The organism is Bordetella genomosp. 13, assembly GCF_002119665.1.
Taxonomy (GTDB): domain Bacteria; phylum Pseudomonadota; class Gammaproteobacteria; order Burkholderiales; family Burkholderiaceae_B; genus Bordetella.
The window spans coordinates 4,797,994-4,817,133 of sequence record NZ_CP021111.1; the positions used below are offsets into that span (position 1 = coordinate 4,797,994).

15 protein-coding genes and 1 CRISPR repeat array are annotated in these 19,140 nt (G+C 64.1%); of the genes, 2 read left to right on the plus strand and 13 right to left on the minus strand.

The annotated features are described in order from the left end of the window. Positions 1–582: 582 nt before the first annotated feature. From cas2e to CAL15_RS21680, 11 genes are all read right to left on the minus strand, one after another. Positions 583–891: a type I-E CRISPR-associated endoribonuclease Cas2e gene (gene cas2e, locus CAL15_RS21630; RefSeq protein WP_420042520.1), complete on the minus strand. Its 309-nt coding sequence runs from the start codon at positions 889–891 to the stop codon at positions 583–585. Further along, entirely contained in the window at positions 888–1,775 is an 888-nt protein-coding gene (cas1e, locus tag CAL15_RS21635; RefSeq protein WP_086080375.1) for a type I-E CRISPR-associated endonuclease Cas1e, read from the minus strand. The genes cas2e and cas1e overlap by 4 nt, the downstream gene beginning before the upstream one ends. Before the next feature lie 35 nt (positions 1,776–1,810). Beyond that, the gene (cas6e, locus tag CAL15_RS21640) at positions 1,811–2,422 is read right to left on the minus strand and encodes a type I-E CRISPR-associated protein Cas6/Cse3/CasE (RefSeq protein ID WP_086080376.1); all 612 of its coding nucleotides are present in this window, start codon (positions 2,420–2,422) and stop codon (positions 1,811–1,813) included. Further along, positions 2,397–3,074: a type I-E CRISPR-associated protein Cas5/CasD gene (gene cas5e / locus CAL15_RS21645; protein WP_086080377.1), complete on the minus strand. Its 678-nt coding sequence runs from the start codon at positions 3,072–3,074 to the stop codon at positions 2,397–2,399. The genes cas6e and cas5e overlap by 26 nt, the downstream gene beginning before the upstream one ends. Position 3,075: 1 nt before the next feature. Continuing rightward, positions 3,076–4,209, minus strand: a complete 1,134-nt coding sequence (cas7e, locus tag CAL15_RS21650; protein ID WP_086080378.1) for a type I-E CRISPR-associated protein Cas7/Cse4/CasC — start codon at positions 4,207–4,209, stop codon at positions 3,076–3,078. Positions 4,210–4,224: 15 nt separating this feature from the next. Continuing rightward, positions 4,225–4,767 carry a type I-E CRISPR-associated protein Cse2/CasB gene (gene casB, locus CAL15_RS21655; RefSeq protein WP_086080379.1) on the minus strand — a complete coding sequence of 181 codons (543 nt, stop codon included), beginning with the start codon at positions 4,765–4,767 and terminating at the stop codon, positions 4,225–4,227. A gap of 1 nt (position 4,768) precedes the next feature. After that, entirely contained in the window at positions 4,769–6,316 is a 1,548-nt protein-coding gene (gene casA / locus CAL15_RS21660; protein ID WP_086080380.1) for a type I-E CRISPR-associated protein Cse1/CasA, read from the minus strand. Continuing rightward, entirely contained in the window at positions 6,291–9,011 is a 2,721-nt protein-coding gene (gene cas3 / locus CAL15_RS21665; RefSeq protein ID WP_198299098.1) for a CRISPR-associated helicase Cas3', read from the minus strand. Before cas3 ends, casA begins: the two co-directional genes overlap by 26 nt. 517 nt (positions 9,012–9,528) lie before the next feature. Next, a CRISPR array of direct repeats spans positions 9,529–10,596; the repeat unit is 29 nt; unit sequence CGGTTCATCCCCGCATGCGCGGGGAACAC. Positions 10,597–10,755: 159 nt separating this feature from the next. Next, complete coding sequence (locus CAL15_RS21670; RefSeq protein WP_086080382.1) at positions 10,756–12,972, minus strand: xanthine dehydrogenase family protein molybdopterin-binding subunit; 2,217 nt, start codon at positions 12,970–12,972, stop codon at positions 10,756–10,758. Between the two features lie 11 nt (positions 12,973–12,983). Beyond that, positions 12,984–13,979 (minus strand): FAD binding domain-containing protein, encoded by a 996-nt coding sequence (locus tag CAL15_RS21675; protein WP_086080383.1) that lies wholly within the window; start codon positions 13,977–13,979, stop codon positions 12,984–12,986. 4 nt (positions 13,980–13,983) lie between these two features. Continuing rightward, a complete protein-coding gene (locus CAL15_RS21680; RefSeq protein WP_086080384.1) occupies positions 13,984–14,484 on the minus strand; it encodes a (2Fe-2S)-binding protein in 501 nt (166 codons plus the stop codon). A 190-nt stretch (positions 14,485–14,674) separates the two neighbouring features. On the opposite strand from CAL15_RS21680, the gene CAL15_RS21685 reads away from it, so the two are divergent. Together CAL15_RS21685 and CAL15_RS21690 are read left to right on the plus strand one after the other, a co-directional pair. Continuing rightward, positions 14,675–15,886: an MFS transporter gene (locus tag CAL15_RS21685; protein ID WP_086080385.1), complete on the plus strand. Its 1,212-nt coding sequence runs from the start codon at positions 14,675–14,677 to the stop codon at positions 15,884–15,886. 153 nt (positions 15,887–16,039) lie between these two features. Continuing rightward, on the plus strand, positions 16,040–16,987 hold the full coding sequence (locus CAL15_RS21690; RefSeq protein WP_086080386.1) for a LysR substrate-binding domain-containing protein: 948 nt from the start codon (positions 16,040–16,042) through the stop codon (positions 16,985–16,987). A gap of 24 nt (positions 16,988–17,011) precedes the next feature. Here the strand turns inward: CAL15_RS21690 and CAL15_RS21695 are convergent, their stop codons facing one another. Both CAL15_RS21695 and CAL15_RS21700 read right to left on the minus strand, forming a co-directional pair. Next, positions 17,012–18,016 (minus strand): alpha/beta hydrolase, encoded by a 1,005-nt coding sequence (locus CAL15_RS21695; protein ID WP_157666708.1) that lies wholly within the window; start codon positions 18,014–18,016, stop codon positions 17,012–17,014. Next, entirely contained in the window at positions 18,006–18,986 is a 981-nt protein-coding gene (locus CAL15_RS21700) for a tripartite tricarboxylate transporter substrate binding protein (RefSeq protein ID WP_086080388.1), read from the minus strand. The genes CAL15_RS21695 and CAL15_RS21700 overlap by 11 nt, the downstream gene beginning before the upstream one ends. Positions 18,987–19,140 lie beyond the last annotated feature (154 nt).

A 19,140-nucleotide genomic window follows, 5' to 3' on the forward strand; every position in this document is an offset into this window, starting at 1 on the left:
TGCATGACAAATCGAAGTACAGCGCTTGATCCCGTTGAGCGATCAGCGCGTTGTACGTCGCGAATTGCTCACCGCTCGCTGCTGCTGCGCATCGAGTCGGTCCAGGGATGCGGTACTCATGGCTGCCAGTATGCCGCAGGGCTCGCAGTGGCGGTATTGGCGTCTTGTCCGATGACCAGGCGTCACAGCACCGAGATCGCACCGGCCGCGCCCACGTGCTGCCACGGCAGGCCCGGCACAAGCGCTTGCCACTGCTCACCGTCGAGCGCCAGCCCCTTCATGCGATTGGCCCGCCGGTTGGCGAAGCAATAGGCGTGGTGCGGGCGCAACGCCGAACACCGCCACCGCGCGGGCCAACGATTAGCCGCCGCCGCTAAGTATGTCTTCGACATGGCCACCTGAAGTGGTGGACACCATCGGGAGACAACGCTCGCGCTCAATGTGTGTTACGCCGGGTGCTTACTATTGAGCGCTATGTTGGCGAGTAGGTCCGCATCGATGCACTGCAGTTGCACGGCAAAATCGGGGTGGCCGGCCGCGCGTGCGCATAAGCCTGGGAACAGGCGCCCTTCCACCTGCGTCTCAAATCCCCGCCTGTCCGGGCTCTATCGGACGGAATGCCACCAGTTGCAATCCATCAAACTCCACGGGCAGGCGTCGGCTTTCGCCTAAAGTCTGGAACTCATATCCCGACTCGTGTGAACTGGCCCACGCCATGACCACATTGCCTTGGTCATGCCCTTCGCTCAGTTGCTGCCACAGCATCTCACGCGTGCGCTGCGACACGTCTCCGATATAAACACCCGCGCGCACCTCCAGCAGCCATATCGCCATACGCCCACGCAGCCGAGACGGTACATTCTCGGTGACCACGACAACGAAGGCCATCATTGCGCCCGATGGCCGACTTCGCCCATGCTTTGCGCATTGGGAATGGCCGGCAGAACGGATTCGGGAGGTGCCTCCGGCAGGGGAATCTCTCCTGCCGCCAAGACGTCTTCGATGGTCGGGATGATGCGTCCCAGCAACTTGCTAGCGCGAAACACGTCTCGGCATGCCAGCCGAACCTGACGCTCAGGTTCGGACGGTTGCTGCGCGGCAATCTTGAACGCGACAGGAACGACCGTCTCGAATCTGAATAAGTCGGCAATGTCGTAAACGAACGAGAGCGGCTTGCCGGTATGGATAAAACCCACGGCCGGCGCGTAACCCGCGGCAAGCACAGCGGCCTCGGTGATGCCATACAGGCAGCTCGTGGCCGCCGATAGGCATCGATTGGGTACATCCGCCGCGTCCCACGCCTTCTGGTCGTAGTTGCGCGCCTTCCAATCAACACCATGTTGGCGTGCCAGCAATTTGTACGTCTCTCTGACCCGCGCCCCTTCGATGCCGCGAAGTTGCTCGACGCTACGCCGTGCAGGCGCCGGCTCGCCAAATCGCACCTCGTACATCTTACGCACCACCTTGAGCCTCAGGTCATCGTCCAATGCCAGCTTGGCCTGATAAAGCAGACGATCGGCTCTGGCCCCTCCTGGCTGGCCGCTGGCGTACAGCCGTACACCGGCCTCTCCTACCCATACCAAGAGCGTGCCCACAAGCGCCGCTAGATGAATGGCAGCATGCGACACTCGCGTGCCCGGCTCGAGCATGATGCACGCCACCGAACCAACGGGAATATGTGTGCGGACACCAGTTTGGTCCACCACCACGAACGCACCGTCTTGCACGTCGATCTGCCCGTACTGGACGAAGACCAGGGAGACGCGATCTTTCATGGGAAGCGGTTTCAAGGGTGGAAGCATAAATGCGTCTAGCCGGGTGCAATGCTAAGCATTCCGCATCCAAAGGCCTTGCCCGGTCCGATTCCTTGCAGCAACGCTGCACTGACTGCATTCGCATCGCGAACCGTCAGAAGCCCCTCGAAGCACGTGCGCTGCAAATGTATGCCAGCATCTTTCTTGCGCATTTGTACACGATCGCTGGCAGCGACCATGACGGCTTCCACCGAGAATCCATGCTTGTCGCCCTGGCGGCCAAGCCACTCCAACTGCTGTGCTTCGGCGGCAAGCCCATAGCGCTTGCCATTGCGAGTAACGGTAGGATTGGCCACAAAGCGGAATCGGTATTTCCTAGCTGGAACAACAAGACGATCGAGATCCAACCGTTTGACGTGAACGCTTTGGCGCAGGTAGTTGGCTAAAGCCGTTAATGGGGACCAATCCGGTTCAGCACGGGACTGCACCAGCACCATCGGCTCTGCCCACACGCCGGCGGCTTCTATGCGCCACAAAAAACGCTCGGGCTCAGTGGCGGCGTCCACAGCGAAGGCACGGGATAACGTACGGTGCATCTCGTACGCGTCGGCGAGATCACGACGAGCGCCATGGCTACGCAAGTCAATCGCCAGTTGCGAGAGATGCATCGCCACCTCCTATTTTCAGGGTAAATGACTGGATGAAGCGCGGGCCGAACCGCCTCAAAACAAACGGGCCGACAGGTTGATCCAGTCGGATTGCTCCTTCACTGTCGTGCTCTATCAGCGCACGTACGGTCATGGTCGACGATGATGCACCTGTCCTCAACAGGCTACGATGCATCTGCAATGCCTCCAGCAATGGCAAATCCAGCACTCCGTCGGGCAGATACACGGGAGCCCCCGGCACGAAGCTCTTGCGACCAAGAGACAGGGGCCAGGTCGGCGCGCGCAACGCGGCATGTAAGCTTTCAAGCAAACAGCGGTCCTCTCCTTCCAATCCAACCAAAAACACTGCATCGGAAAGGTAGTACCGCGGGCTGACCACCGTGCGCTCGCGGTCTGCTTTTCCGCTTGCGATGTAGACTCCGGTCGCCGTTTGATAGTCGCGCATCGGAACCCCTTCGCGGTCCACCCGCACCCCCATGCGCAATGCGGCCAAGTCCGCCACAGGCAGACTGCGATCTCTTCCCAGGGCCGCACACAACAAACCGATCACGCCCGATTTCGAAGGCTCTAGCTGCGTGTCCCGCTCATCGAAACGGCTGGACGTACCCCAGGATTGCATCGGCCCTTGCAACCGTAGCAGCAAGGTCGCCACTTCAGTTCCCCACCATTGACGACGCCTGTTCACGCGTCCACTGCGCGAGCGCCGCCAACGGCACATGCTTCGCGCCCTTGTCGGTCGGCCATGAGCCGGTAAGGTCCAGGAAAGCCCAACGGTCGCCGGGATCGGCGTATACGTTCGCGACTTTACTCTCGTACTCAGCCAGTGCATGAACCGACTGCGCGCTCAACGACAAGTCTTGCCGAGGGCGAATCGGCAGCTCGAAAGCGTTGGCAAGGCTCAACGGCGCCAGTTTTCGTACGCAAATGCCAACGAAATCGGGCGCATTGTGAGCAGCAAAGCTGTTCTGCTTGCCCGTAGGAATCGCGCGGACTGTCGCCTGCACGAAGCCTTCGATCGCGGCCAACGTAAGCTCCTCGTCTCCCTGCAGATTCTGCAGGAGCTTGGCCACGTCTATTACTGCATAACGATAAAGGGTGGCAGAGTTGAACTCGACTTGGCCGATCATGCCGGCTCCTGTCCCGTCTGCCCCTCCGTGGTCGTCCACAGCGGTGAAGTAATCGAATTCGCGTTCCACGCGGTGCGTACTAATCGCATGCGCCACTTGGCACGCCGCGTCTTTGTTCACGCCGGGCATATCGGCAAGCATACGGCCGAACATTGCAACGTCCACCGCCTTCCCGCCATCCAATATAGCTTTTGCGTTCTTCACAATTTCAGGCGGAATTCCTGCCTTGGCGTCCTTCTTGCTCTTCTTCTCCCCTGTCGTCACGCCCAGCTCATCCCAGTGTTGAGATATCAGCCGTGCAAAGCCTTCGATCTCGGCGGCTCCGAGGAACAAGAGATACTCGGTTTTCCCATCTTCCTTGACCTTGAGTCCGGCCGCCGCAAGCGCGTTGTCGATCTTGAGAGCTGCCTCTTCGGGATCGCGATCGCCCAGACGTTCAAGCAGCAAACTCTTCAGTTTCTTGGTACGCACACCGCGATATTCGGTAGGAACTAGATCCCACTCTTGCGCCGCCAGGCGGATGGCACGCTTGAAGCATTGACTGCTGACTCGTGCACGGCGTTGGCCTCCGAAAATCGCATCCTTGGGCGCCCCGGTGTCGTCGCGATTCAGGTTGGAGGGAGCGAAGTTCTGGATGAGGTGCAGTTCGATGAAGCTCATGAGGTCACTCGTCCTTTAGTTAGGGGCGCTATCAGGCGCATTGCCTGTCAGAGCGTTGCGGTAGTAATCACGAGCCCAACGCTGGCGTATGGCTTCCAAGCGTTCGGGGTAGCGGGTGAAGTTAGGTTGCAGCCACGGAGTCAGGTCGTCAGCGAGTGCGGCATGATCGAAACCGATGCCCGCTGCCGCCAGCAGGCTTACCGCCTGGCGGAGATGATCCGGCAAACCTTCCGCATCCGTGCCTAGCAATGCGACGAAACGCTGCTCGAGGCTTGGTCGCTTGTCGAGTGCAATAAACAGCTTTCCCAAACTTGCTGCGAACCCTTGTTCGGCGCTTTCTGGATGTATGGCATAGAGCGCAGCCGACAGGTACAGCGACAGGCGACGCCCATCCTGCGCATGGCTGTCAACTGGGACGAAGCGCTCTACGAACGGATAGGCGGGTGGGTAAGAACCAGGCGGAAAGGCAAGGCTGCGGCGCAGGACTGCAAGCGCACCACGATTGTTAAGTTTGAGCGCGTGCAAATGGTCAACAAATTTCTTGGCGTGATCGCTCACGTCAGACCTCCTGGGGGGATATGTTTTCCTGCGAGATAGGCAAGTGAGCCTTGAACAACCCATTGAATCGCGGCCAGTACTTGGCATCTGCGCGCAAGGCGCGCGCAGAGGCGCCAAGACTTACTTGCACATGCGACCAAGCAGCATGGGCTGCCTCGCGCAAGGCGTCACGCCAAGTTGTTCCCGCCTTTGCCCAAGAACCAGCTGCCAACAGATTCAGAATTTCTGGCAACGCTTGCTCGGCACGTGAGAAGAAAGTTGCGGCAGCAGGCCCACGGTCGAACATGTCACGGGCACGAGCCCGGGTATCCTTGCTTTCTCCGTCGGGCAAGGCATCGGCCACCATCCGACTGCCCAGGCTTCGGACTTCGTAGAAAAGCTTATCCGCATGATCTATCAGCACGGCAAGTTCGCGTGCATTGTCCGGATCTTCTAGCAGACTCACCGGCAGGGTGAACTGTTCGGATCTCCAGCGCAGAAGCTTCGCCTGATCGCTGGCAAGGCCCGCAACCCAGACAGGCTGATAGCCATCATGCTGGAGCAGATGCGCCTGAAGATTTGCTGCGGACTGAAGCACCGCGGCCGGGCTGGTCTTGCCGCTCGGATTGGGCAATAGGCTTGGCAAGTCACGCCAGAACGCACGCCCCTCGGTGAAGGTCAACCGAACCTTGCCGACCGAACCTTCACGGTAGCTCGCCATAGGATCGGGCGCATTGACATCGTCCGCTAATGCCAAACCTGCGCCGAAACGCAACCATCGAATCGACCCGTCTTCCTCAGGCACGAACTGCACGGCACGGCTCAATCGGGTGTAGCGGTCATTGGGACCGGTAGCAAGGACTGCGTCGGCCTTGAGTTGAGCAAGCGTAACGGACGGTTGTTGCCAGGCGGGGATATCGTTCACTCCATCGCGGCTGGCAGCGTGCAGCGCCAGGCACAAAGTTTTAGAAAGCGTCTCCCCCATGGGCAACGAGGCCGCCGTGTTCGCCAATGCACCGGCCTTGTCGGAATCACGGAAGGTCTTTACCAAACCGCCGGGAGTGAACTGCAAGAATCCCAATAGGCTGCGTAGGCCGCGTGCCGGAGGAACGGCGGTCGGCTGCGAGTCGACGGAATGATCGAACACCGCAGGGGTATTGCCGGTGGCATGCGCCAACCCGACTTGCGTCCAAGGTTTGAGCTTGTCGCGAGTCTCTTCAGCATGAGCCAGCACAGCCACCTGCATGAAGGGATGCTCATCGTGAAAGAGCCAGAAGCGGTCCTGCCAATGCGCCAGATAGCCCAGGATGTCCTGAATGGGCAAACCGTTTTCATACCACTGAGCGCGTTGCCGGTCGGTCCACTTTCCCAGCGATTGGGTCAGCGCCGAGTGCACGATCGCGAGCAACACCCGATATTGTGCGATAAGGCTGGGCGGCTCGGTATCCGACAATGCGCGTATTTCGTTGGCGCGCGCGAAGAGGTCGCGCAGTCCCACGTCGACGTTTTCTCCATCGGCCAGCCGTACCGGCAACCAGGGCTCGTCAAGCAGGTTGAAGTGTTTGGGCATGTGTATCGTCCGCCAAGCGAGTATCGTTTGCTTGCAGCAGGCCCAAAGTCTCGTGTAGGCCTAGCGTTAAATCTTGCGATGAGTACCAACCATCCCGCAGCACCAGCGGATGGAAATTCTGAAGCAATGCGTGCATTTCGAAGGCTACGGGTATGGGTTGGGCGCTGAAGTGCGCGACGCAAGCCTTGCCGGACACCCGGACGTGCCTTGCATAGAGACGCTTGGCCAAATCATCTGATACGGGCGCGTTGGGGTCGAAGCACTCGCCATACGGCTCAATGCACCATCCATCCGCCGCGACATGGACAGGAACTAGAGTCACTGACTCCCTCCCCAACCGCGTCTGATTGACTTGCCCTAGCAGCTCGTCTTCATCGGCGCCGCGAGGTTTTCCCACATAGGCGGCTTGCGGCTCCTCGGATGGGTCGATGGAAATGTTCAGCCATTGCTGCCGTTCCCTCGTGACCCGAGCTCGGTACTTGCCGTATGACTCTATTTCGATGAAGGCACGCGCTTGCGCTTCGAGGTCTTCCGGTAGTTCGTGGTCACCATAGACTTGCTGCACTAGACGATCTATGTCCTCCGGCAGTTCGACTGAGTTCATACGCGACAGGATTGCCCATGTCCGGCCCAGAATGTAAGGGTCGTACACGTACTCCCATGCGGTTTCCTTCAGTTCCGGCAGCTGTTTACCGCCCAGGCCGGCGACGTGCACTCGCGGCACACTATGCGAATCGGGTCGTATGCGTTCGTGGCGATGCAGGCGACCTACCCGCTGCAGCAGCAGGTCGACCGGAGCCAAGTCGGTTATTACAAAATCGAAGTCAACGTCCAAGGACTGTTCTGCGACTTGGGTTGCGATCAGGATGGCCTTGGCTGGCCGTTGACCGTGGGCGCCAAAAGCGGCCAGAACGGCCTGCTCGATCGATGTACGCTGCTCAGCCGGATAACGCGCATGGAACAGCATGAGACTACTGTCGTTGTCCAGTTGACCTTCAAGCAGTCGATACAAGGCTTGTGCGCGTTCGACGGTATTGGCGACGACCAAACCGCAACCACCGTGCTCGACCTGCCGCATCGATAGCAGCGCTATTTCTGCAAGGTCTTCACTCAGGCCACTTACCGTCACGGGAGGCAACGGTCGCGCGGCAAACGTTTCTGCGTACACACCGCTCCCGCTAGCAACCAATACGCGCGGATACGGCAGCTCTGGCGATTCTTCATTCGGTATGTTCCAGGCCTGTAGAAGTGCATCGCGCCGATGCCGGGGCAATGTTGCGCTCATCAGTACGACGGAACATCCCAACGCTTTCAGCCACCGCAACAGGCATTCGATCAGTCCGGAGGTATAGGTGTCGTAGGCATGGACTTCGTCAAGTACCACGACGCGGTTGGAAAGGCCGAACAGACGAACGAAATGATGTTTGACGTTCAATACGCCAAACAGCGCCTGATCGATGGTGCCCACCCCATGAGGGGAAAGCAACGGGCGACGACGTGGAGTGAACCAAGCAGCCGCAGAGACCGTTTCGCCACGCGAATGGTCTACATCGCGTAGATTCTGCATGTCCTCGTTCAGCAGCGCACCGCCATGGACCAGTTGTATATCGGTGTCCGCTTGCGCGAATCGCTGGAGAAAACCGACGACGCGTTTGAACATGGCGTTGCCCGTGGCCTGCGTCGGCAACGCCATGAAGAGGCCACGGTGATCGTTGAGTGTCTGCAGCCTCAGACACGCCAGCAGCGCGAGTTCGGTTTTTCCTTCGCCCATGGGGGCCTCGACCAGCATTAGAGCAGGCCCCTGTGCCTTGCTAAGCAAAAGTTCCCCGGCATGCTGCAACGGTCTGGCGCTAACTTGGCTATCCACTCCAATGATCCTGCAGATCAACTCATCGGTGGACGCTTCTACAGGGAGAAACGTGCGTGATGACGGCCAAGGTACGCACGCTAACGCTGTCTCGGCCAATTCCAACGCATGACCAAAATACTGCAGCAGGTCATCATGCCGCTCGCCCATGGCGAACCAGTCGACGTTAGAGCCAATCCAATCCGCCACGCTGGTCAAGCCGGCCAGCCAGTTGACCGTCGGTAGATCCAACTCGTCGCTCACTGGCCGACCCTGCGGCGCCATGACGCGCCAGTAGGCCGCGAGCAGTTCGAATCGGGCCTCGGACCATACCTTGTCTTCGCGCAAAGGTTTCGCCGCGGCGATCTCGGTCGACGAGAAATGGTAGCCGTGATGTGCGCTGATTGCCCCAATAGCGTGGAGCAGCCATATGGACTCTGCATCTACCAATTTACGCAACGCAGGCGCAAGCAAGGCCGCCGTCGCGCAAGAGTGGTTCGTGACGTGCAGTGATCGGTCATTGAACTGCAAAGCGGCAGCTCGGCTTGCTGCCATGGCTTCCGGCCATTTTGCATAAAACCCGGGGATGGCTTTGCCGAAATCGTGCAAACCCACCAGCGTGGCAATCCAACGGCCCGCGTGGGCATGGGGCAAGCCCATGCGCGCTGCAATTTTTCTTTTGAAAGGTCGAGGTGTGCCCTGCCAAATCCTTTGCGCGACCGCGGCAACATCAAGCATATGGGCCAGCAACCCGTGCCCACTACCCTCCCCGCTCTTTGCCCAGATGGCTCTGGCTGCCGGAGAAAGCTGGCTGAATGTAGTCGGGGCGCTGTCGACGGATTCGGGCACGGCCAATCTCTTAGATTTATATGAATAAATATGTACAACAGAAACTAAACATTGCACAACCATTATGTCCCGGTTATTGCACGACTGCCGGCACTTTTATGGGAACTAGTAACCAGAGGCGTAGCGGCAGCCCCTGATCGTGAGCGCTCGATATATCCGCGACGTGGGCTTCAAATGCTTGTGGGAAAGGCTGCAGCCGCGCATGTTGCCGCGAGCGACGCTAGACATCACCTTGGCGGATTGCTGAAGCCCATCCCGGAAGCAGGGAGCATTCTGACGAGGAAATGTGGGCACCCCGCATTCAAGACTTCGCACAAGAGGTCTGTTCAGTGCTGCCGAGCATGTCCCGCACCCGCTTCCATGTGTGCGCCGTGACCACAACCGCACGGTTCGGAGAACTCCGCCTCGTCTGCATGCGCCCGAGACACACGTGAATGGATGAAGCGCTGCAAGGAGGGCTAATCCCCCGCATACGCGGGAACACGGGTAGCCCAGGCTCGTGCGGTTCTCCCCCCCGCGGTTCATCCCCGCATACGCGGGGAACACATCACCCCCCTCCGTCGCCGGCGCCGCGACCGTCGGTCCATCCCCGCATACGCGGGGAACACGCGCGCAGCGAGACGGTGGCGCGCTCCTTCACCGGTTCATCCCCGCATACGCGGGGAACACTTTCGCCGGTCAGGCGTGTACTGCATGCTGGCCGGTTCATCCCCGCATGCGCGGGGAACACTTCATCAGCAGCTACGCCACTTATATCCAAAACGGTTCATCCCCGCATGCGCGGGGAACACATCGAGGACGAGCGGCAGATTCCGGCCGACTACGGTTCATCCCCGCATGCGTGGGGAACACGTCAGGGCCATCACCTCGCGGATGAAGTAGCGCGGTTCATCCCCGCATGCGCGGGGAACACATCTGCATTGCCTCTTGTGCATCGTAATAGCGCGGTTCATCCCCGCATGCGCGGGGAACACTTCGCCGCGGTACTGACCGATCCCTCGATCAACGGTTCATCCCCGCATGCGCGGGGAACACTTCAGGTCGTAGAACCCGAACGGGGCTGTCAGCGGTTCATCCCCGCATGCGCGGGGAACACGGCAGGTATCCGAGCACGTCCAGGGCGCGGGCCGGTTCATCCCCGCATGCGCGGGGAACACATTGCAGCCGAGGACCAAGTTTACGGCGTAACCGGTTCATCCCCGCATGCGCGGGGAACACGCAGCAAAGTAGTGCGGCGCTGAATCACACTACGGTTCATCCCCGCATGCGCGGGGAACACAATGTCGTTCTCGGCGTAGAAGGTCAACGCGGCGGTTCATCCCCGCATGCGCGGGGAACACGGGAACTGCCAGGACTTGCCGGCACCGATGGACGGTTCATCCCCGCATACGCGGGGAACACGAGACAGCGCTTCCCGTGTGGTGGCGGCCCAACCGGTTCATCCCCGCATACGCGGGGAACACGCGATGACGCGCGGCTGAATGATGTCCATGCTCGGTTCATCCCCGCATGCGCGGGGAACACATGGCGGCGTCGTACTTCTCCTGGTGTTCCGGCGGTTCATCCCCGCATGCGCGGGGAACACTCTTCCGATAAGCCCTTGTTTCGAAACGACAAATCCACGCCGCCAAAATCTACCGACGAACTGACACTTCGAAGGCTGCCACGTTATCAAACACCGATCAACAGAATCTCACTGCAGCCGGACTTAGCGAGCCCCGCAAATCTCTCCTTCTAGCCTGTCCTACGCGGCCAGCCGAGCCTCCAACAAATCCTCGATCCTCACCGGCAGATCGCGCACCCGAACGCCCGTCGCGTGATACACCGCATTGGTGATCGCGGCCGCGATCCCCGCCAGACCAATCTCGCCGATCCCGCGCGCGCCCACCTCGTTCCACACCGTGTCGGGATAATCGAGGAACATCACATCCAGTTCCGGCGCATCGGCGTGCGTCGCCACGATGTAATCCGCCAGATTGCTGTTCACGGGCGCGCCGCTGCGCGGGTCGTATTGCGTGTGTTCGAACAGCGCCATGCCTACGCCCATGATGACCGCGCCCTCTATCTGGTTGCGGCCGGTGCGCGGGTTCACGATGCGGCCGCCGTCGATCACCGTCACGACGCGCGACACGCGCAGGCGCGCGGTGGCGGGATGCCAGGTCACTTCCGCGAAGTGGGCGCCGTAGGAATTCACCGAATAGCGCTTCTTCACGTCGCCGCCCGAGCCGGCCTTGCCCTGGCCCGATACGGACTCCACGCCTGCCTGCAGCAGCACGCGCTGCAGCGGCACGCATTCATCCCCATCTGCAGGCCCGATGCCGCCGTCGCGACAGCACAGGTCGTCCACCGGCCGGCCAGCCCAGGCGCCCTCGCCTTGGACGCATAAGCCGATGGCTGCCCGCACGGCATGGCGCGCGGCTTGCAGTACGGCCGGCACGACGGACGCGGTGGCGCCCGAGCCGCCGGACGTCGGCCCGGGCGGCAGGTCCGAATCGCCCAGCCGCACTTCGATGCGGTCCAGCGGCAGGCCCGTCTCGGCACTGACCAGTTGCGCCAGCACGGTGTAGGTGCCGGTGCCCAGGTCCTGTGCCGCGCACAGCACGCGCGCCGAGCCGTCGGCGTGCAGGCTGACTGTGGCCTCGGTGGGCATGCGGTATCCCAGCCATGAGCACGATGCCATGCCCCATCCCAACGTCAGCTCGCCTCTCTTCATCGATCCGACGGCGGGGGTGCGCCGCGACCAGCCGAACCGATCGGCGCCAGTGGTCAGGCATTCGCGCAGATGGCGCGACGAGAACGGCAAACCGTTGCTCTCGTCCTTCTCGGGCTCGTTCATCAAGCGCAGTTCAACCGGGTCCTTGCCCAGCGCGATGGCCAGCTCGTCCATGGCGGACTCGTAGGCATACAGGCCCGGCACGGCACCGGGGCCCCGCATCGACGTGGGCGTGCCCACGTTGCGGCGCGCCATGCCCGAGCACACCTTCAGATTCGGCGTGCTGTACATGCGCGGCGTGGCCTCGGCGCAGTACTCCGTGTATTCGTCCAGCAGCGAGCCCTGGCTGACGTAGTGGTGCTGCACGGACACCAGGCGCCCCTCCTTCGTCGCACCCAGGCGAAAGCGCTGGCGCGTGTAGGGACGATGGCCCGTGCCATGGAAGGTCATGGCGCGCGCTAGCACGACTTTCACGGGACGGTGCAATTTGCAGGAAGCCGCGGCGGCCAGCAGCGAATGCGGCCAGGGCCACAGCTTGCCGCCGAAGCCCGAGCCCAGGAACAGCGACACCACCCGCACGTGCGCAGGCTCCACGTCCAGCATCTGCGCCATCACGTCGCGATGGTTCACCACTCCCTGGCTGGTCTCGTACAGCGTGTAGGTCTGCCCGTTGTAGTCCGCCACGCAGGCGTGCATCTCGATGGCATTGTGGGTCTCGACCGGCGTGGTGTAGGTGGCGTCGATGCGCACCTCCGCGCTGTCGTAGGCAGAGACAGCGTCGCCGCGCTCGCTCTCTACGTCCGGCGTATCGGCCTCGGTCACGGGCCCGGGAGGCGACACGTCGGGCGTCTGCGCGTCGTAGCGCGCGCGCACCAGGCGGGCGGCCGCCGTGGCGATCTCCAGCGTGTCGGCCACCACCAGGGCCACGTACTGGCCGTAGTAGCGGATCACGTCGTCCTCGAACGGCGGACGCTTCTCGTCGATGCTGCCTTTCTCGGCACGGCGCAACGGCGGACAGTTGCCGCGATGCAGTACCGCGCGCACGCCGGCCACGGCTTCGGCGCGCGTCACGTCGAGCTCCGCGATGCGGCCATGTGCGATGGTGGCGCATACGGGCACGCCATACAGCATGCCCGGCAGATTGAAATCCGCCGCGTAGCGGGCCGTGCCGCTGACCTTCAGCGGTCCGTCGATGCGCGGGTATGGATTGCTGACGGCCTCGGGATGGGAAAGCCGGATGGGTTCCATGGGCATTGCTCCTACGCGTGGTGCGGCGGCACGGTCGTGGCCAGCGCATGCACCAGGCAGCGCTGCGCCAGTTCGATCTTGAATGCGTTCTCGCTTTGGGGCACGGCGTCGCGCACCGCCGCGCGAGCGGCCTGGGCATAGGGCTCGCTGTCCGGCGCTTGGCCCAGCAAGGCCTGTTCGGACTGTGGGCAACGCCAGGGGCGCGTGCCTACACCGCCAAGCGCGATTCCCGCGTGGTCGATGCGCCCGCCATTGACGTGCAGCACCACCGCCGCCGAGGCCAGCGCGAATTCATACGAGGCGCGGTCACGCAGCTTGAGGTAAGCCGAGCGCGTGCCGCTGGGCAGCCGCGGCAGCACTACGGCGGTAATCAGCTCTCCGGGCTCGAGCACGGTCTCGCGATGCGGCGTGTCGCCCGGCAGCAGATAGAAGTCGGCAATCGGGATGGTGCGCATGCCGCCGGCGCCCTGCACCTGCACGCTCGCGCCCAGCGCCATCAACGCCACGTTCATGTCCGAGGGATTGGACGCGATGCAATGCTCGCTGGTGCCCAGCACGGCGAGGTTGCGGTTGTAGCCGCCGATGGCCGAACAGCCCGTGCCCGGCTCGCGCTTGTTGCACGGCGAGGCGCGATCGCGGAAGTACACGCAGCGCGTGCGCTGCAGCAGATTGCCGCCGGTGGTCGCCATGTTGCGCAGCTGCGCGGAGGCGCCTGCCAGCAGGGCCTGGGACAGCACCGGATAGTGCGCGCGCACGTATGCATGGTGGGCCAGGTCCGCATTGCGCACCATGGCGCCGATGCGCACGCTGCCGTCCTCGGCCACCTCGACCTGGTCCAGGCCGATGCGGCCGATGTCCACCACGTGCTGCGGCGTCTCGACGTCCAGCTTCATCAGGTCGACCAGCGTGGTGCCTCCGGCAAGAAAGCGCACGTGGGCCGGCTCCGCGGCGGCCATGCGTACGGCTTCGGCGGCGTCGGCCGCGCGGCTGTAGCGAAAGGTCTCCATGGCGTCACCTCTTCCCGCGCACGTCCTGGATCGCGGCGACGATGTTCGAATAGGCGCCGCAGCGGCAAATATTGCCGCTCATCAATTCGCGCACCTCGTCGTCGCCGGGACCGCAAGGCTCGGACAACAGCGCGGTGGCCGACATGATCTGCCCGGCCGTGCAGTAGCCGCACTGGTAGCCGTCGTGGGCGACGAAGGCCGCCTGCATCGGATGCAGCGCGTCCGGCGTGCCCAGTCCTTCTATCGTCGTGACCTCGCTGTCGCCGACCGACGCGGCCAGCGTGAGGCAGGCGTTCACGCGGCGGCCATCCACGTGCACGGTACAGGCGCCGCACTGGCCATGGTCGCAGCCCTTCTTGGTGCCGGTCAGATGCAGGGTCTCGCGCAGCGTGTCCAGCAATGTGGCGCGGGGATCGAGCTTGAGTTCGTAGGCGGCGCCATTGACGTGCAGCGTGGCGTCGACGGCGCCAGCCATGGGCGCCGCGGTAGGGGACGAGTCTGGCATGGGAACCTCCTGAAGAACCGGAGGCACCAGCAAACGTCATGCCCGATGCGGGCGACGATTGTGTCCACAACCGGCATGGGTATGGACACCTGTGTCATGCATTCGTGATTCAATCGCCCCTTCGCGCCGCGCCGCTGTCGCGGGCTGACACGGCGCTGAACGCAGCACTCGTTTTACCAAGGATGTACGCATGACTGACGTCAATGCCCGGCCGCAACAACCGGGCCTGGTACTGTTCGCGCTTGCCGTTGGCGGCTTCGCGATCGGCACCACCGAATTCGCCTCCATGAGCCTGCTGCCGTATTTCGCGGCAAGCCTGGGCATCGACGCCCCCACCGCCGGCCACGTCATCAGCGCCTACGCGCTGGGCGTGGTGGTGGGCGCCCCCGTGCTGGCCGTGCTGGGCGCGCGGCTGCCGCGCCGCACGCTGCTGATCCTGCTGATGGCGATGTTCGCGGTCGGCAACGGCCTTTCGGCGCTGGCGCCCGACTATCACTGGATGCTGGCGTTCCGCTTCATCAGCGGCCTGCCGCATGGCGCCTATTTCGGCATCGCCGCGCTGGTGGCCAGCTCGCTGGTGCCCGAGAACCGGCGCACGCTGGCGGTGGGCCGCGTGTTCCTGGGCCTGACCTGCGCCACCATAGTGGGCGTTCCCATGGCCAGCTGGCTGGGCCAGGCGGTGGGCTGGCGCTGGAGCTTCGCGCTGGTGGCCCTGCTGGGCGTGCTCACCATGACGTGCGTGCGCCTGTTCGCGCCCGATACGCCGGCCGACCCGCATGCCAGCCCGCTGCGCGAACTGGGCGCGCTCAAGCGCGGCCAGGTATGGCTGACGCTGGGCATCGGCGCGATCGGCTTCGGCGGCCTGTTTGCGGTGTACACCTACATGGCCGACACCATGATGGCAGTGACGCGCGTGTCGCCTGCCATGGTGCCCGTCGTGCTCAGCATGTTCGGGGTGGGATTCACCGTGGGCAACATGGTGGTGCCGCTGTTCGCCGACCGGGCGCTGATGCGCACCGCGGGCCTGATGCTCGTCTGGAGCGCCGGCGCGCTGGCGCTGTTCCCGCTGATGGCCGGCAACATCTGGACGCTGGGCCTGTCGGTGTTCCTGATCGGCTGCGGCGGCGCGCTGGGCACGGTGCTGCAGACGCGCCTGATGGACGTGGCCGAAGACGCGCAAGGCCTGGCGGCAGCGCTGAACCATTCCGCATTCAATACCGCCAATGCGCTGGGCCCGTACCTGGGCGGGCTGGCGATCGCGGCCGGCTTCGGCTGGACGTCGACGGGCTGGGTGGGCACCCTGCTGGCACTGGGCGGGCTGGCACTGTGGGCGGTGTCGGTGGCCACCGACCGGCGGACCCGCGGCAAGGCGCCCGCGCTGGCGACGGACGCGGCACGCTGACCTGGCAACGAGGCAGCCCGACAAGCGCGCCTCAGCCGCAAAGCGCGACACGTAGGGGTATATACCAGGGGCAGGCGAACGCCGCCGCGCAGCGCTCTAGAATGCGGATCGAAACGGGAAAGCTGCCTGCCTTCCCCTCTATGCCGCGCCGCCATGACGCCGTCACGACCGCCTTTCTCGCTGCTATCGCTGCAGGTCTTCATTGCCGTGGCACGGCTGGGCAGCTTCACTCGCGCGGCCGATTATCTGCACCTGACGCAAAGCGCGGTCAGCAAGCATATCGGGCTGCTGGAAAGACACCTGGGCGTGCCGCTGCTCACCCGCGCCGGCGGCGTGGCGCTGACGCAGGCGGGCATCCAGTTCCTCGACGCCATCGAGCCGGCACTGGAGCAGATCCAATACGCCGTCGAACGCGTATCGGCGCCGGCCGAGCAACGCGCGATCGTCACCTTTCTCGCGCCGCCCGCCGTGCTGCAGTTCTGGCTGGTCGCGCTGCTGCCCCGCTTCGCCCAGGAGCATCCCGCCATCGAACTCCAGATGCGCACCCGTCCCGTGGGCGGTCGCGTCGGCCGCAGCGACCTGGACGCCGAGATCCGCTTCGGACGGGGCAATTGGCAAGGGGCGCGGGACCAGTACCTGTTCGGCCGCGAGATGTGCGTGATCGCCAGCCCCGCGCTGTGCGAGCGGCTGCCCTTGCGCGACTATGCCGACCTGCGGCGCGTGCCGCGGCTGCAGCACGTGCTGTATCCCACTGCATGGGACGAGTGGCGGCGCACGCTGGCTCCCGGCCTGGAATTCGACGGCCAGGCCCAGGAGTACGACCACTACTCCGTCATGGTCGAGGCCGTGCGGGCCGAGCTCGGCGTGGCTATCATGCCGCGGCTGCTGGTGCGCAAGATGCTGGCATCGGGCGAACTGGCGGCGCCGTTCAACGAAGTCATGCTGGGTTCCGGCGGCTATTACCTGATCCTGCGCGACCACACGGCGCCCGCCCACGCCGTGCGCGCGGCCGGCGCGTGGATCAAGGCGCGCGCCGACGAGATGGCGCGCGAATGGCTGGCTGCGGCACGCCCGCCAGTGGTCTATACGGATTCGGGCTAGCCAGGCTGCGACGCCTGGCCTGCATCACCGCAGGGCCGGCGTGCCGCCGCCCAGTTCCACGAACGCCTCGCATGCGCGCCGCACGTGCGCGCGCGCCGCGGCGCTGGCGGCGAGCATGCGGGCGAACCCATGGATCATGCCGTCGGCGCGCCAATGCCTGAGCGGCACGCCGGCAGCCAGCAGGCGGCTGGCGAAGGCTTCGCCCTCGTCGCGCAGCACGTCGGTCTCCGCGGTGACGAGCACGGTGGGCGGCAAGGCCAGCTCGCTGCCCTGCCAGCGCATGGGCAGCGCGGCGCGGTGCGCGTCGCCCGTCGCGTCTTCGCCCAGCAGCGACCGCCAGTAATACTGCATGGCGGCGCGCGTCAGGCCGGGCCCGTCGGCGTAGAGTCGCACGCTGTCGGACCCCAGCCCGGGATCCAGCGCGGGGTAGAACAGCAGCTGCCTGCCGTAGCGTCCCGGCGTCTGCCGCTGCGCCCGCCATGCGACGCCGAGCGCGAGGTGGGCTCCCGCGCTGTCGCCTGCCACCGCCATGGGGCTGTCGCCGTCCAGGCCGAGCGCCCGAGCATGACGCAGCAGCCAATCGCCGGCCTCCCAAAGGTCTTCATGCTGCGCCGGATGCGGATGCTCCGGCGCTCGCCGGTAATGCACGCTGGCCACGGCGTGGCCCGTGCATGCGGCCAGTTCGGCGCACAGCGTGTCATGGGTGGCGATGCTGCCCACGACCCACCCGCCGCCGTGCGCATACAGCATCAGCGGGGCACGGGCCGCATCGCCGCCCGCGCGGCGGTACAGGCGGATGGGAATCTCGCGGCCTGCCGAGACGGCATACAGGTCCGTTCTTTCCACACCGGGCTCGGACGCGCGCGGCAGCATCGCCGCCGCGCGTTCGCTGACCAGTCGCCGGCGCTCGGCCTCGGGCAGCTTCCACGATGCGCTTTGGGTTTCGATCTCGGCGGTGCGGCGCAGCACGTCGAGAAGATCGGCGTCGATGGCGGGCAGACCACCCGCCGCGTGGCGATCAGTCGGCACGGATGCCTCGGCTGCGCACGATGTCGCCCCAGCGCGCGGTTTCATCCGCCACGAACTTGCCGAACTCCGCACGCATCGGGCCGCCGACCGTCACGCCGTCCTGGGCGAAGCGGGCACGCAGCCCCGCATCGGCCAGCGCCTGCTGCAATTGCCGGGCCACCTCGGCCGCCACGGGCTCGGGCACGCCATCCGGCATGAACATGCCGAACCAGTTGGTCACCTGGAAATTCGGCAGGCCGCTCTCCATCATGGTGGGCACCTCCGGCAGCGCCGGACTGCGCTGCGCGCCGGTGACGGCCAACGCCCGGTACTTCCCCGACCTGATCAGCGGAATCGCCGAGCTCGGGTTCTCGAATATGCCCGATACCTGCCCGCTGACGACGTCGGCCACGTGGGCGGACCCGCCGCGATACGGCACGTGCACGATAGGCAGCTTCTTGGTCGATGCCAGCAGTTCCATCGACATGTGGCTCAGCGTACCCTTGCCGCCCGAAGCCAGCGTCACTTGTTTGCCGGGCTGGGCGGCCTCGGCCAGCATGTCCTGCAGCGTGCGATACGGCTGCTCTCCGCCGGTCACCAGCACCAGCGGGTTGGACACCACCAGGCCGACCGGCGTGAAGTCCCGCGCCGTGTCGTACGGCAGCTTGTCGAACAACGCGTTGTTCACGGCGAACCCGCCGCCCGCCAGCAGCAGCGTATATCCGTCCGCATCGGCGCGCGCGGCCTGCTCGGTGCCGATGCGGGTATCGGCGCCGGGCTTGTTCTCGACGACGAACGGTTGGCCGGTGTTGACCGACATCTTCTGCGCCACCGCGCGAGCCGCGATGTCGGCGATGCCGCCGGGCGCATACGGAACAATGACGCGCACCGGGCGCTCTGGCCACACCGGGGCTGCGGCCGAGGCGGCGGCCGCCCAGCCCAGGGTCGCGGCGGCAAGGCCGGCGCGCACGCCGGACAAAAGCTTGGACATGACGAGTCTCCTCTCTGATCGTTATACGGTCCGGCTATGCGTCGCTGCCGGACTCGCGGCAACTATTGCACAGTCGCCGCCGGGTCGCGATGAAGATTCGTCATGCGGATTCCTGAAGGGAATGACCCCTTTCGACAGACTCGCGCCGAAAACA